The following is a 12814-nucleotide window of genomic DNA, read 5'->3' as shown; positions in this document are numbered from 1 at the left end:
CCCGGACCGCACCGCACCTGCCGAGACCGTCGGCGCGGACCGCAGCGCACGTGCCGAGACCGCGCACGCGGACCCCGTCAGGCGTGCCGAGATCGCGGGCGTGGACCCCGTCAGGCGTGCCGAGACCGTCGGCCCGGACCGCAGCGCACCTGCCGAGACCGTCGGCGCGGACCGCGTCAGGCGTGCCGCGGGTGGAGGCCCGGACCGTGGCGGGCGGGTGGGGGGCGGTGCCGGCGTGCCGCTGGTGGCGGTGGCGCACGGGTCGCGTGCCCCGCGGGCCGCCGCGACGGTGGAGGCGCTGCTGGACGAGGTGCGCCGGGCCAGGCCCGGCCTGCCGGTGCGCACCGCCTACCTGGACCACGCCGCCCCGTCCCTCGGTCAGGCCCTGCACGGGCTGGGCGAGGCCGTGGTGCTGCCGTTGCTGCTCACCGAGGCGTACCACTCGCGGGTGGACCTGCCCGCGGCGCTGCACGAGGCGCGGGCGCGCGACCCGCGGCTGCGCGTCCGCTACGGGTCCACGCTCGGGCCGCACCCGCTGATGCCGGCGGCGCTGGAGCGGCGCCTGGCCGAGGCCGGCGTTCCGGCCGGAGACCCGGACACGGCGATCGTGCTGGTGTCGGCGGGGTCGAGCGACGCCCGCGCCAACGCGGTCGTGGCGGCGCTGGCTCGCGCGTGGGCGGTCCGTTCGGGCTGGTGGGCCGTGACGGTGGCGTACGCGTCCGCGGCGGCGCCGGCGCCCGAGGAGGCGGTCGCGCTGCTGCGCGCGGCGGGCGCGCCACGTGTCGCCGTCGCGCCCTACCTGCTGGCGCCCGGCCACTTCTCCGACAAGGTACGCCGCGCGACCCTGGAGGCGGGCGCCGACGTGGTCGCCGATGTGCTCGGCCCGGCCCCCGAGCTGGCCCAGGTGCTCCTGGAGCGCTACGAGGCGGCCCTGGACGCCCCTGCCACGGCCGCGGCGTCGTAATCCCCGCCGGGCCCCTCCTCGGCACGACGGTTCGGCTCCGCGCCGCCCCGCCACACCCGCCCGCCGTACCGCCGGGCCCGGCAGCGCGCCCGATCAGCCGCACCGGCGCGGGGGCGCGGCAGGTTTCAGTGGTCGCGGCCCGGGAGGGCGTCGGGGGGCGGGCCCGTCACCGGGCGGTGGGGCTGGTGCGGGAGGCCGTGCAGGCGGTTCCACTGCTCGCGCCAGGCCGCCAGCCCCCGCCGCAGCGGCTCGGCCCGGGAGTCGCCGAGCACCTTGACGTCGCCCATCACCGCGTAGGCGTGCACGCGGACGACGGGCACGTTCTGCCCGCGCGGCGCCTCCTGCACGTCCACCCGTTTGCTGCCCATGACGGCCATGCCGTCGAGGTCGACGTGGACGCCGTCCGGCACGATGATCTTCACGTCGCCCATCACCGACACGGCCGTGATCTCGACCATGTCCGTGCGCACCTCGGCCTCGCGCAGGTCGAGCACCACGTCGCCCATCACGGCCACCGCGCCGAGTTCCTCGTCGACGCGCCAGGTGCCGCGTCTCTTGGTGTCGCCCATGACGCCGACGAACCACCGCCGCCTGCGTCCGTCACGCGGCCTGGCGGGGGCGGGCGCGGTGGCGGAGGGGACGGCGTCGGAGCCGGGCAGGTCCTCGGTGATCACGGCCAGTTCGGCGCGGGTGGTCGCGGTGTAGGCGGCCTCGGTGCGGTCGGCCAGCTCGGCCAGGGTGAGCCTGCCGTCCACGGAAGCCACGCGAAGCCGTTCGACGACGGCCTCACGCTCGGCGTCGGACGCGCGGACGCCACCAGGGTCAGTCATAAACGCAACATATCGCGTTTCGGGGCGAAACGGCTCCTCCCGGAGGAGGAACCTCCCCGGACGGCGGCGTAGTCCGTAGGAGGGGCGCAGCTCGGCTAGGGTCCGATGCATGCATGAGGACAAGCTCTACCGGGCCGCGTTGAACGGCGAGCAGGACGACGTCAGCGAGCTGCTCGCTGCGGGCGCCGACCCCGATCGGATCGCCGAGGGCGAGGAGGAGGGACTGCCGCTGTGCGCGGCGGCCGCGTGGGACCGCCTGGAGGTGATCCGGACGCTGCTCGCCGCCGGCGCCGACGTGAACGGCCGGGAGGCCGGCGGCTGGACCGCGTTGCTGTGGGCGGCGGCCAACGGCCACGCCGACGCGGCCCGGCTGCTCGTGGAGGCGGGGGCGGAGGTGGGCACCGCGAACGACGACGGTGACACGCCTCTGACGCTGGCGGCCCGGCGCGGGGCCCTGGGCGTGGTGCGGGTGCTGCTGGACAGCGGGGCCGACGCCGGCACGTACGACGGCGACGGCGACACCCCGCTCGACATCGCCGCCGACTGGGTGGGCGTGCACCTGGAGAGCGCCCTGCTCGACCAGATCGGCCAGGAGGGCTGGGAGTACGTCGTGGGCCGCCAGTTCGCCAAGGACGGCACCGAGCTGGTCACCGTGGCGGGCCGTTCCCCCGACGGGTCGGAGACCGAGCAGGTGCAGGCGCAGCGCGGCCACGCCGCCGTCGCGACGCTGCTGGAGGAGGCCACCGGCGTCCGCCCGCCGGTGGAGCAGCTGGTGGCACGGGCCCTGGCGCACCGTGACATCGACGAGGACGCCGAGACGTGGTGGATCGTGGCCGACGCGCTGGGCAAGCGGGCCGACGAGGAGACCTACGAGGCGCTGGCCGGGCTGTGCGTGAGCGAGGACGCCCGGGAGCGGGAGTTCGGGGTGGACGCGATCGCGCAGTTCGGGATGAGGGAGGGCGACAAGCCCTACCTGGAGCGCACCCTGCCCCTGCTGCAGCGGATGGCCACCACCGAGAGCAACCCGCAGGTGCTCCGCTCGGTGCTGGCGGCGCTCGGCCACCAGGGTGACGCGCGGGCGCTGCCGCAGGTGCTCGACCTCATCGGCCGTCCCGGGCACAAGCGCACGATGACCGACGCGATCGCGCTGGCCGACGTGCTTCCCGCGGACCACGCCGACGGGCTGGAGCTGCTCGTCTCGATGACGGAGGACGACGACGACGAGGTGCGCGACTGGGCCACGTCGGGCCTGGCGTCCCTCGACGCCGACACCCCGCGCATCCGTGAGGCGCTGGCCGCCCGCCTGGACGACACCGACCTGCGCACGGTCGCCGAGGCCGTCCGCGGCCTGGCCGAGCGCGGGGACGACCGGGCCAGGCGGGGGGCCGAGCGGGTGCTCGAGGAGAGCGACGACGACTACGCCCGCGACCTGGTGACCGAGGCGCTGGCCAAGCTCTGACCCCGCGGGGGTCAGCGGGCGAGGATGTCGTCCAGGTCGTAGGAGACGGGCCGTTCGAGCTGCTCGTACGTGCACGACTGCGGGGTGCGGTCGGGCCGCCAGCGGCGCCACTGCGCCGTGTGGCGGAACCGGTCGCCCTCCATCTGGTCGTAGGCCACCTCGATCACCAGCTCGGGTCGCAGCGGGATGAACGACAGGTCCTTCTTGGCGTTCCACCGCGACACCGCGCCGGGCACCCGCTGCCCGCCCGTCGCCGGGCCGGGCGCGGGCTGCCCGATGGTGCCGGCGGCCTGCTCGGCCCAGTGGCCCCACGGGTGCTCGCCCAGCTCGGCGAGGTAGGGCCGCAGCTCCTCGACCAGCTCGGCGCGGCGGGCCATCGGGAACGACGCGGCCACGCCCACGTGGTGCAGCATGCCGTCGCGGCCGTAGAGGCCGAGCAGGAGGGAGCCGACGATCGGGCCGGTCTTGTGCTCGCGGTAGCCGGCGATCACCACGTCGGCGGTGCGCTCGTGCTTGACCTTGAACATGGTGCGTTTGTCGGGCACGTAGGGCTGGTCGGACGGCTTGACGATGATGCCGTCGAGCCCGGCCCCCTCGAACGTCTCGAACCACTCGGCGGCCTGCCCGTCGTCGCGGGTGACCGGGGTGAGCCGGACCGAGCGGCCGGCGGCGTCGAAGAGGCCCTCCAGCCGGCGGCGCCGCTCGGCGAACGGCGTCTCCATCAGGGACTCGGAGCCGAGCGCCAGCAGGTCGAAGGCGACGAACGACGCCGGGGTCTGCTCCGCCAGCATCCGCACCCGCGAGGCGGCCGGGTGGATGCGCTGCTGGAGCGCCTCGAAGTCGAGCTGCGAACCGCGCGGCAGCACGATCTCGCCGTCGATCACCACCCGGTCGGGCAGCTCGGCGCGGACGGCCTCGACCAGCTCCGGGAAGTAGCGGGTGAACGGCCGCTCGTTGCGGCTGCCCAGGTAGACCTCGTCGCCGTCACGGAAGACGATGCAGCGGAAGCCGTCCCACTTCGGCTCGTAGATCAGGTTGCCGTCCTGCTTGGGCATCGCCTTGACCGGTCTGGCCAGCATGGGCGGCACGGGCGGGCGCACCGGCAGGTTGGGCACCGGCTCCGGCTCGGCCTCGGCGGCGGCGGGGCCTGGAGTGGTGGCGTCGGTCATGCGTCGGCTCCCCTCGTGTAGCGGCAGAACAGGACGCCGTCCTCCTCCAGCACGTGGTCCAGGCCCAGCCCGACCCGCGACGGCTCGCCGTTGAGCACGCGCGCCGCACCGCCGCCGACCAGCATCGGGCTGATCGTCAGGCACAGCTCGTCGAGCAGACCAGCGGCGGCGAGCTGGGCGTTGAGCCGCGGCCCGCCCTCGCACAGCAGCCTGGTCAGCCCGCGGGCGTGCAGCTCGCGCACGGCCGCCTGCAGGTCCACCCCGGTGTCGCCGGCCACGACCACGTCGGCCAGCTCGGCGGCGGCCTTGCGGCGCTCGCGGGGGGCGGCCTCGCAGGTGAGGACGATCGTGCGGGACACCGCTCCGTGGAACAGCGGGCCGTCGAGGTCGAGGTCGAGGCTGCGGGTGACCACCGCGAGGGGCGGCGCCGGCGGCCGGCCCGCGCGCAGCGCCCGCCACGACTCGCGCGGCTCGACCGCGCCGTAGCCCTCGGCCCGCACGGTGGCGGCCCCGGCGACGATCACGTCGGCCATCCCGCGCAGGACCCCGAAGATCCGCCGGTCGCCCCTGCTCGACAGGCCCCCCGACCTGCCGTCGACCCAGGTGGCGCCGTCGGCGCTGGCGACCATGTTGACGCGCAGCCACGGCCGTCCCTCGGGGTAGGCGTAGGCCAGCGCAATGTCCGGATCGTCTTGTATGTCTGGATGGATGCGACGCACTCCTCTACCTTGGCATACGCCTCCGACAACCAGGCCGCACGCCCACCTTGCCCAGTTCTGCCGCACCTCCTGGCAGAGGGGGAATGACCGGCATAACGTTCTCGGCAGGACCGGGACCGAAGGAGGCCCAGGTGGGGCTGCTCACCACGGTGACGTGGGTGTCGACCGCGCTCGTCGGGTTCTACCTGCTCCGCCTGTGGCTGTCGGGCGGCGGGCTGCGCCGGCAGGCCGCCAAGGTCACCCGCTTCCCGCTGACGCTGGTCCTGTCGCACCCCACGCTGGCCGTCACGGCGCTCGGCTGCTGGGTCGGCCATCTCCTGACCGGGTCGCGGGCGCTGGCCTGGACGGCGTTCGGGACGCTGGCGACGGCGGTGCTGCTCGGGTTCGTCATGTTCACCCGCTGGCTGGGCGGCGGCCGGCACGCCAGGGGGGCCGAGCGGCGCTTCCCCGTGGTGGCGGTGGCCCTGCACGGCGTGGCGGGCGTGGCCACGTTCGTCCTGGTCCTGCTGACGGCCGGCGCGGCCCGCGAGCCGTGACGGTCAGGAGGGCAGCGGCTGACGCAACACCTGGATGGACCGCGAGGTGACGGCCACCAGCGCGCCCGCCGGCCACCGCTCGTCGGGGAACACCTCGTCGCGGGGCGACTCGTCGGTCGTGTCGAGCACGGGCTGCCAGCCGTCGCCGAACTCCACGCCCGGCAGGGTGAACGTCATGTCCTCGTGGTGGGCGTTGATCAGCAGCAGGAACGAGTCGTCGACGATCCGCTCGCCGCGCGGCCCGGGCTCGGTGATGGCCTGGCCGTTGAGGTAGACCGTGAGCGACTTGGCGTAGCCGGTGTGCCAGTCGCCGGCCGTCATCTCCCTCCCCGCCGGGGTCAGCCAGACGAGGTCGCGCCTGCCGTCGTCGGGGTGCCGGCCGTGGAAGAAGCGGCGGCGTTGGAAGACCGGGTGCTCCCGGCGCAACCGGGACAGCCGCCGAACGAACTCCAGCAGGTCGGACTCGGCCGACAGCCGCGACCAGTCGATCCAGGCCAGCTCGTTGTCCTGGCAGTAGGCGTTGTTGTTGCCCCGCTGGGTGCGGCCCAGCTCGTCGCCGTGCGACAGCATCGGCACGCCCTGCGACAGGAAGAGCGTGGTCAGGAAGTTGCGCCGCTGCCGGTGCCGCAACCGGACGATCTCGGGGTCCTCGACGGGCCCCTCGGCGCCGCAGTTCCAGGACCGGTTGTCGTCGGTGCCGTCGCGGTTGTCCTCGCCGTTGGCGAGGTTGTGCTTGCGGTCGTACGAGACCAGGTCGGTGAGGGTGAACCCGTCGTGGCAGGTCACGAAGTTGATGGAGGCGACCGGGCGGCGGCCGGAGGTGGCGTAGAGGTCGGCCGACCCGGTCAGCCGGGAGGCGAACTCCGGCAGCGCCGAGTGGGTGCCCCGCCAGAAGTCGCGGACGATGTCGCGGTACTTGCCGTTCCACTCGGTCCACAGCGGCGGGAAGTTGCCCACCTGGTAGCCGCCGGGGCCGACGTCCCACGGTTCGGCGATCAGCTTGACCTGGGAGATCACCGGGTCCTGCTGGATGAGGTCGAAGAACGCGCTCAGCCGGTCGACGTCGTGCAGCTCGCGGGCCAGCGCCGAGGCCAGGTCGAAGCGGAACCCGTCGACGTGCATCTCCAGCACCCAGTAGCGCAGCGAGTCCATGATGAGCTGCAGGGCGTGCGGGGAGCGCACGTTCAGCGAGTTGCCGCACCCGGTGTAGTCGAGGTAGTAGCGCCGGTCGCCGTCGTGCAGCCGGTAGTAGGCGGCGTTGTCGATGCCCCGGAAGCCGAGCGTCGGCCCCATGTGGTCGCCTTCGGCGGTGTGGTTGTAGACCACGTCGAGGATGACCTCGATCCCCGCCTCGTGCAGCGCCCGCACCATGGCCTTGAACTCCGGCACCTGCTCCCCGCGCGTGCCCGCGCTGGAGTAGCCGCCGTGCGGGGCGAGGTAGGCGACGGTGTTGTAGCCCCAGTAGTTGGTCAGGCCGCGCGCCACCAGGAAGTGCTCGGGGATGAAGTGGTGCACCGGCATCAGCTCGATGGCCGTCACCCCGAGGGACAGCAGGTGGTCGATGACCGCCGGGTGCGCCACGCCCGCGTAGGTGCCGCGCAGCGGCTCCGGCACCGCCGGGTGCCGCATGGTCAGCCCGCGCACGTGCGCCTCGTAGATCACCGTCTCGTGGTACGGCGTGCGCGGCGCCCGGTCGTTGCCCCACTCGAAGAACGGGTTGACGACCACGTTCTTCGGCATGAAGGACGCGCTGTCGGCGGTGTTGAGCCGGTCGGGGTCGGTGAACGTGTAGGGGAACACCGACTCGTTCCAGGTCAGCTCGCCGTCGATCGCCTTGGCGTACGGGTCGAGCAGCAGCTTGGCCGGGTTGCACCGGTGGCCGTGCGCGGGGTCGTACGGGCCGTGCACCCGGTAGCCGTAGCGTTGACCCGGCATGATCCCCGGAAGGTAGCCATGCCAGACGAACCCGTCGACCTCGGGGAGGTCGACGCGTTCCTCGGAGCCGTCATCGTGGAAGAGGCACAGCTCGACCCTCTCGGCCACCTCGGAGAACACCGAAAAACCGGTGCCCACGCCATCCCAGGTGCCGCCGAGTGGATAGGGCTCGCCAGGCCAGACTTCGCGCATGTGACCCGATTGTCGCACGCGATCGCGCTCGCGCTAGAGGAGCGAGGCCTTGAGCGTGATGGTGGTGCCGGCCAGGGCCTTGCTCACCGGGCAGTTGGCCTTGGCCGTCTCGGCCGCCTCCTGGAACTGCTCGGCGCTGATGCCGGGCACCTGCCCCTCGACGGTGATCACGATGCCGGTGATGCCCTCGCCCGGCTGGAACGTCACGTCGGCACTCGTGCGCAGCGACTCCGGCGGCGTGCCGGCTCCGGCCAGGCCGTGCGACAGCGCCATCGAGAAACACGAGGAGTGCGCGGCGGCGATGAGCTCCTCGGGGGAGGTCTTGCCGTTGGCGGCCTCGGCCCTGGAGGGCCAGGAGACCTCGAACGTGCCGACGCCCGAGCTCTCCAGCGCGACCGTGCCGGAACCGTCGAGCAGGGCGCCCTTCCACTGGGTGGTGGCGGTGCGGGTGGTGGCCATGTGAATGCTCCCTCCGTAGTGGTCTTCCGACCCTATCGCGGGTTCCCGCCGCGATCATCTCGCGGGGCGGGCGTCCGGCGGGGCGGGTCGGGGCCTGCGGGGGCTCAGTCCAGCCAGATGAGCCCGGCGAACCGCCCGCAGGCGCGTTCGCGCCGGTGGGAGTACAGCTCCGCCGACTCGATGGTGCACCGGGCGTCGTACCGCACCTCCACGACGCCCGCCCGGCGCAGCTGTGCCTCGATCCCGGCCCGCAGGTCGAGGGCGGGGGTGCCCCAGGAGGTGGCGGACCAGGTCTCGGGCACCCGTGCCGCCACCCGTTCGCGCAGGTCGGCGGGCACCTCGTAGCAGCGCCCGCACGCGCCGGGCCCGACGAACGCCGCCATCCGCTCCGGCCGCGCGCCCTTGGCCGCCATGGCCGAGACCAGCTCCGCCGCCACGCCCGCCTCGGTGCCGGGCCGTCCGGAGTGGGCGGCGCCCACCAGGCGCGCCTCGGGGTCGGCCACGAGCACCGCCGGGCAGTCGGCGCCCAGCGAGGCGAGGGCCAGCCGCGGCTCGCCGGTGAAGACCCCGTCGAGCGGCGGGGGGTCGTCGCCGAACGGCTCGCCCACGTACGCGACGTCCGCGCCGTGCACCTGCCGCATGAACACCACGGCCCGTACGCCCAGCTCGGCCACGAGGCCGTCGCGGTTGGCCCGGACGGCGGCGGGGGCGTCGCCGACCAGCCCGCCGAGGTTGCGCGAGCCGTACGGCGGGGCGCTCACGCCCCCGTGGCGGTCGGTGACGGCGACGTGCACGCCGGGAGCCAGCAGCATGCCTCGATCCTAGAGCTCCTCTGGCCCCCGCCAATCAAGCAAGCATATGCTTGGTGGCGTGGCTGACTATCGCAACCTCATCGACGGCCGGCTCGTCCCCGCGGCCGACGGCAGGACCCTCGACTCGGTCAACCCCGCCACCGGCGAGCCGTGGGCCCGGGTGCCCGCGAGCGGCCCGCGCGACGCGGACGCGGCCGTGGCGGCCGCCGGGCGGGCGTTCCCGCGCTGGTCGGCCATGCCCGCGCTGGGCCGGGCGCACCTGCTGCGCCGGGTCGCCGCCGTCTTCACCGAGCACGCCGAGGAACTGGCCCGGCTGGAGACCCGCGACAACGGCCGGATCCTGCGCGACACCCTGCACCGGGACCTGCCCGGCATGGCCCACCTGTGGCAGCTCGCCGCCGCCCAGTGCCTGGACGCGGTCAAGGGCGACACCGTCATCCTCGGCCCCGACGCGCTCGGCCTGACCCGCCGCGAGCCCTACGGCGTGGCCCTGTGCGTCATCCCGTGGAACTCCCCCGTCTCCACGTTCTCCGCCAAGGCCGCCTACGCGCTGGCCGCGGGCAACACGGTGATCGTCAAGCCCGCGGAGCAGGCGAGCGTGTCGGTGCTGCGGCTCGGCGAGCTGCTGGCGGAGGTGCTTCCGCCCGGCGTGCTGAACATCGTCAGCGGCCTCGGCGAGGAGGTCGGCGACGCCCTGGTGCGGCACCGCGGCGTGCACCGCATCAGCCTGACCGGGTCCACCGACACCGCCCGGGTCATCACCCGGGCCTCGGCCGACGCGCTCAAGCCGATGACGTTCGAGCTGGGCGGCAAGTCGCCGAACATCGTCTTCCCCGACGCCGACCTCGACGCCGCCACCCAGGGCGTCACCGTGAACTCCGTCTACACGGGCAATGCCGGCCAGGTGTGCGTGGCCGGCTCGCGGATCCTCCTGCACCGGTCGATCTGGGACGAGATGCTCGAACGCATCGAGCGGGCGGCCGCCGGACTGGTGCTCGACGACCCGCTCGACCCGGGCACCACGATGGGCCCGATCGTCTCCCAGGGCCAGTACGAGCGGGTCACCTCCTACCTCGACCTGGCCGAGAAGGAGGGGGCTCGGCTCGTCTTCGGCGGCCGGCGCGGAGCCGAGGTGGTGCCGCGGCTGCCGGGCGGCTACTGGGTCGCCCCCACCCTGTACGCCACGACCGACAACCGGCTGCGCGTCTGCCAGGAGGAGATCTTCGGGCCGGTGGCGGTGGCGATCCCGTTCGACGACGACGAGGAGGCGCTGCGCATCGCCAACGACTCGCCGTACGGGCTGGCCGCCGGGGTCTGGACACGCGAGCTGGGCCGCGCCCACCGGTTCGTCCGCGACCTGCAGGCCGGCACGGTGTGGGTCAACACCTTCCGCCAGATGCCGCCCGGCCTGCCGTTCGGCGGCGTGAAGGACAGCGGGTACGGGCACGACGCGGTGCTGGAGTACACCCGCGAGAAGGCGGCCATCATCCAGATCTAGTTCGGATACATTCCCGGCATGAGCGAGGAGATCATCGCCGGGCGCGGGGCCGAGCCCGCCGGCCCGCCCACCCCCCTGCCCGAGCTGCCCGAGGAGGCCGCCCGGTCGCGGGCCTCCGTGCTGCGCAGCCGGGCCGAGTCGTACATCGCGCTGTCCCGTCACGACGCGGCCGTCGCCGACCTGACCGAGGCGATCGCGCTGGAGCCGGACAACGCGCGCGCCTGGCGGATGCGCGGTGAGAGCCACCGCCTGATCGCGCGCTACGAGGCGGCGCTGTCCGACTTCGACGAGGCGCTGCGGCTGGAGCCCGACAGCGCGTACGCGCTCGGCTCGCGCGGACAGGCCTACGCCTCGCTCGGCCGTTACCGGGAGGCCCTGGACGACTTCGAGCACGCGCTCACCCTGTCGCCGGAGTCGCTGTGGGTCCTGGAGGCCAGGGCGGACGCCCTGGCCGACCTCGGCCGCATGGACGAGGCGCTGGACGAGCACGCCAAGATCATCGCGGTGAACGGGGAGATCGCCTACTCCTGGCTGGCCCGCGGCGACCTCTACCAGCGCATGCACCTGTACGCGGAGGCCATCGACGACTACACCAAGGCGCTGGACCTCGATCCCGCCTACGTGCGCGGCTGGAGCCGGCGCGGCGAGGCGTACCGGATGATCGACCGCTACGAGGAGGCCCTCGCCGACCTGAACAAGGCGATCGAGCTGGACCCCGACCACGACCGGGCGCTCGGCAGCCGCGGCGCGGTGCTGAGCGAGCTGGGCGACAACGAGGCCGCGCTGCGCGACCTCGACCGGGCCATCCAGCTCGACCCCGGCTACATCTGGGCGTTCCGGGTGCGCGGCGAGATCCTGCAGGAACTCGAACGGCACGAGGAGGCGATCTCCGACTTCACCCGCGCGCTGGAGCTGGAATTCGGCGACGCCTGACCCGGCGGCCTGAGGCGCCCGCAGGCCACCCGCGGCCCACGGAGGAGGAATCCTCTCCTATCGGCAGAGGATTCTCCCTCTCGGTAGAAGGTCTCTCACCCCGGCGAAACGGCCGGAGCCACCCCGTGGAGTTACGTTCCGGGCACGTGCGCGGTCGGCGCACCACGCGTCCGCACGGCCGGTGAGCCCGGGCGTCACGGCGGCCGGAGGGGGCCGACCGTGCGGGCCCGGCGCCCCGCCGCCCGGACGCGGGACCGGCGGCGATGTCAGCCCTCGGCCGGCCGCGCCTTGCTCGGCTGCACGCGCCTCGGCTCCCCCGGCATCTTCGGGTAGTTCGGCGGGTACGGCAGGTCGCCGCGGTCGTCGGCGGCGTACCTTTCGAGCAGCGGCTCGATCGAGTGGGACCGGTCGTCGATGGCCGCGTGCACGTCGCCCAGCCTGGCGAAGCGGGCCGGGACGGTCCGGATGTCGAAGTCGGCCGGCTCGGCGTCCGTCAGCTCGTCCCAGGTCAGCGGGGCCGAGACGGTCGCCGCCGGCCGGGCGCGCACCGAGTACGCGCTGACCACGGTGCGGTCGCGGGCGTTCTGGTTGAAGTCCACGAACACCCGCTCGCCCCGCTCCTCCTTCCACCAGGCGGTCGTCACCAGGTGGGGGGCGCGGTCCTCGACGGCGCGGGCCAGGGCGATGCCGGCGTGCCGCACCTGCACGAAGTCCCAGCGCGGCTCGATGCGGACGGCGATGTGCAGACCGCGGTTGCCGGACGTCTTCACGAACCCCGTCATGCCCAGCTCGCCGAGCACCTCGCGGGTCAGGAACGCGGCCTCGCGGACGGCGGCGAACGCGACGCCCGGCTGCGGGTCGAGGTCGATCCGCAGCTCGTCGGGGTGCTCCACGTCGCCGGCGCGCACCTGCCACGGGTGGAAGTCGATGGTGCCGAGGTTGGCGCAGTAGGCGATGGCGGCCACCTCGGTCACCCGCAGCGAGTCGGCCGTGCGCCCGCTGGGGAAGGTGACGGTCACCGTCTCCAGCCAGTCGGGGTGCTTGGCGGGCATCCGCTTCTGGTAGATGGCCTCGGTGTGGATGCCGTCGGGATGGCGCTTGAGGTTGGTGGGGCGGTCGCGCATCGCCCGGAGCGCGCCCTCGCCGACGCTCACGTAGTACTCGACGAGCTCGCGCTTGGTGGCGCCGAGCTCCGGGAAGTAGACCTTGTCGGGGTTGGTGACCTTGACGGTCCGCTCCCCCACCTTGAGCTCGATGAACGGCGATGGCATGACCCGAACCTACCCCCGAGTGGGTGGGTCCGTCCCG

12 protein-coding genes are annotated in these 12814 nt (G+C 73.8%); 5 read left to right on the top strand and 7 right to left on the bottom strand.

Going from position 1 to position 12814, the window contains the following annotated elements; translation table 11 throughout:
- Window positions 1–244 precede the first annotated feature (244 nt).
- Window positions 245–964, top strand: a complete 720-nt coding sequence (locus CXR44_RS08320) for a sirohydrochlorin chelatase (RefSeq protein ID WP_245899076.1) — start codon at window positions 245–247, stop codon at window positions 962–964.
- A gap of 125 nt (window positions 965–1089) precedes the next feature.
- Here the strand turns inward: CXR44_RS08320 and CXR44_RS08315 are convergent, their stop codons facing one another.
- Window positions 1090–1794 (bottom strand): DUF1707 SHOCT-like domain-containing protein, encoded by a 705-nt coding sequence (locus CXR44_RS08315; RefSeq protein WP_101784337.1) that lies wholly within the window; start codon window positions 1792–1794, stop codon window positions 1090–1092.
- 109 nt (window positions 1795–1903) lie between these two features.
- Between CXR44_RS08315 and CXR44_RS08310 the strand changes: the two genes are divergently transcribed.
- Window positions 1904–3253 (top strand): ankyrin repeat domain-containing protein, encoded by a 1350-nt coding sequence (locus CXR44_RS08310; protein ID WP_245898965.1) that lies wholly within the window; start codon window positions 1904–1906, stop codon window positions 3251–3253.
- A gap of 11 nt (window positions 3254–3264) precedes the next feature.
- On the opposite strand, the gene CXR44_RS08305 is transcribed toward CXR44_RS08310, so the two are convergent.
- Both CXR44_RS08305 and CXR44_RS08300 read right to left on the bottom strand, forming a co-directional pair.
- A complete protein-coding gene (locus CXR44_RS08305; RefSeq protein ID WP_101784336.1) occupies window positions 3265–4422 on the bottom strand; it encodes an ATP-dependent DNA ligase in 1158 nt (385 codons plus the stop codon).
- A complete protein-coding gene (locus CXR44_RS08300) occupies window positions 4419–5141 on the bottom strand; it encodes a pyrimidine reductase family protein (protein WP_101784335.1) in 723 nt (240 codons plus the stop codon). The genes CXR44_RS08305 and CXR44_RS08300 overlap by 4 nt, the downstream gene beginning before the upstream one ends.
- Before the next feature lie 131 nt (window positions 5142–5272).
- Here CXR44_RS08300 and CXR44_RS08295 point away from each other — a divergent pair, with 131 nt between their 5' ends.
- On the top strand, window positions 5273–5677 hold the full coding sequence (locus CXR44_RS08295) for a hypothetical protein (RefSeq protein WP_101784334.1): 405 nt from the start codon (window positions 5273–5275) through the stop codon (window positions 5675–5677).
- A gap of 3 nt (window positions 5678–5680) precedes the next feature.
- On the opposite strand, the gene glgX is transcribed toward CXR44_RS08295, so the two are convergent.
- The 3 genes from glgX to pgeF form a co-directional block, all read right to left on the bottom strand.
- Entirely contained in the window at window positions 5681–7804 is a 2124-nt protein-coding gene (gene glgX / locus CXR44_RS08290) for a glycogen debranching protein GlgX (protein ID WP_101784333.1), read from the bottom strand.
- A 33-nt stretch (window positions 7805–7837) separates the two neighbouring features.
- A complete protein-coding gene (locus CXR44_RS08285; RefSeq protein ID WP_101784332.1) occupies window positions 7838–8263 on the bottom strand; it encodes an OsmC family protein in 426 nt (141 codons plus the stop codon).
- Between the two features lie 104 nt (window positions 8264–8367).
- A complete protein-coding gene (pgeF, locus tag CXR44_RS08280; RefSeq protein WP_101784331.1) occupies window positions 8368–9075 on the bottom strand; it encodes a peptidoglycan editing factor PgeF in 708 nt (235 codons plus the stop codon).
- A 58-nt stretch (window positions 9076–9133) separates the two neighbouring features.
- Here pgeF and CXR44_RS08275 point away from each other — a divergent pair, with 58 nt between their 5' ends.
- Window positions 9134–10573, top strand: a complete 1440-nt coding sequence (locus CXR44_RS08275) for an aldehyde dehydrogenase family protein (protein WP_219601712.1) — start codon at window positions 9134–9136, stop codon at window positions 10571–10573.
- An 18-nt stretch (window positions 10574–10591) separates the two neighbouring features.
- Window positions 10592–11506: a tetratricopeptide repeat protein gene (locus CXR44_RS08270; protein WP_101784329.1), complete on the top strand. Its 915-nt coding sequence runs from the start codon at window positions 10592–10594 to the stop codon at window positions 11504–11506.
- Window positions 11507–11772: 266 nt separating this feature from the next.
- On the opposite strand, the gene ligD is transcribed toward CXR44_RS08270, so the two are convergent.
- Window positions 11773–12777, bottom strand: coding sequence for a non-homologous end-joining DNA ligase (ligD, locus tag CXR44_RS08265; RefSeq protein ID WP_101784328.1), 1005 nt, complete (start codon window positions 12775–12777; stop codon window positions 11773–11775).
- Window positions 12778–12814: the final 37 nt, after the last annotated feature.

It is taken from the genome of Nonomuraea indica (assembly GCF_002850745.1).
Classification (GTDB): Bacteria; Actinomycetota; Actinomycetes; order Streptosporangiales; family Streptosporangiaceae; genus Nonomuraea; species Nonomuraea indica.
The sequence above is the reverse complement of the archived record's forward strand: the minus strand, read 5'-3'. Positions and strand labels throughout refer to the sequence as shown.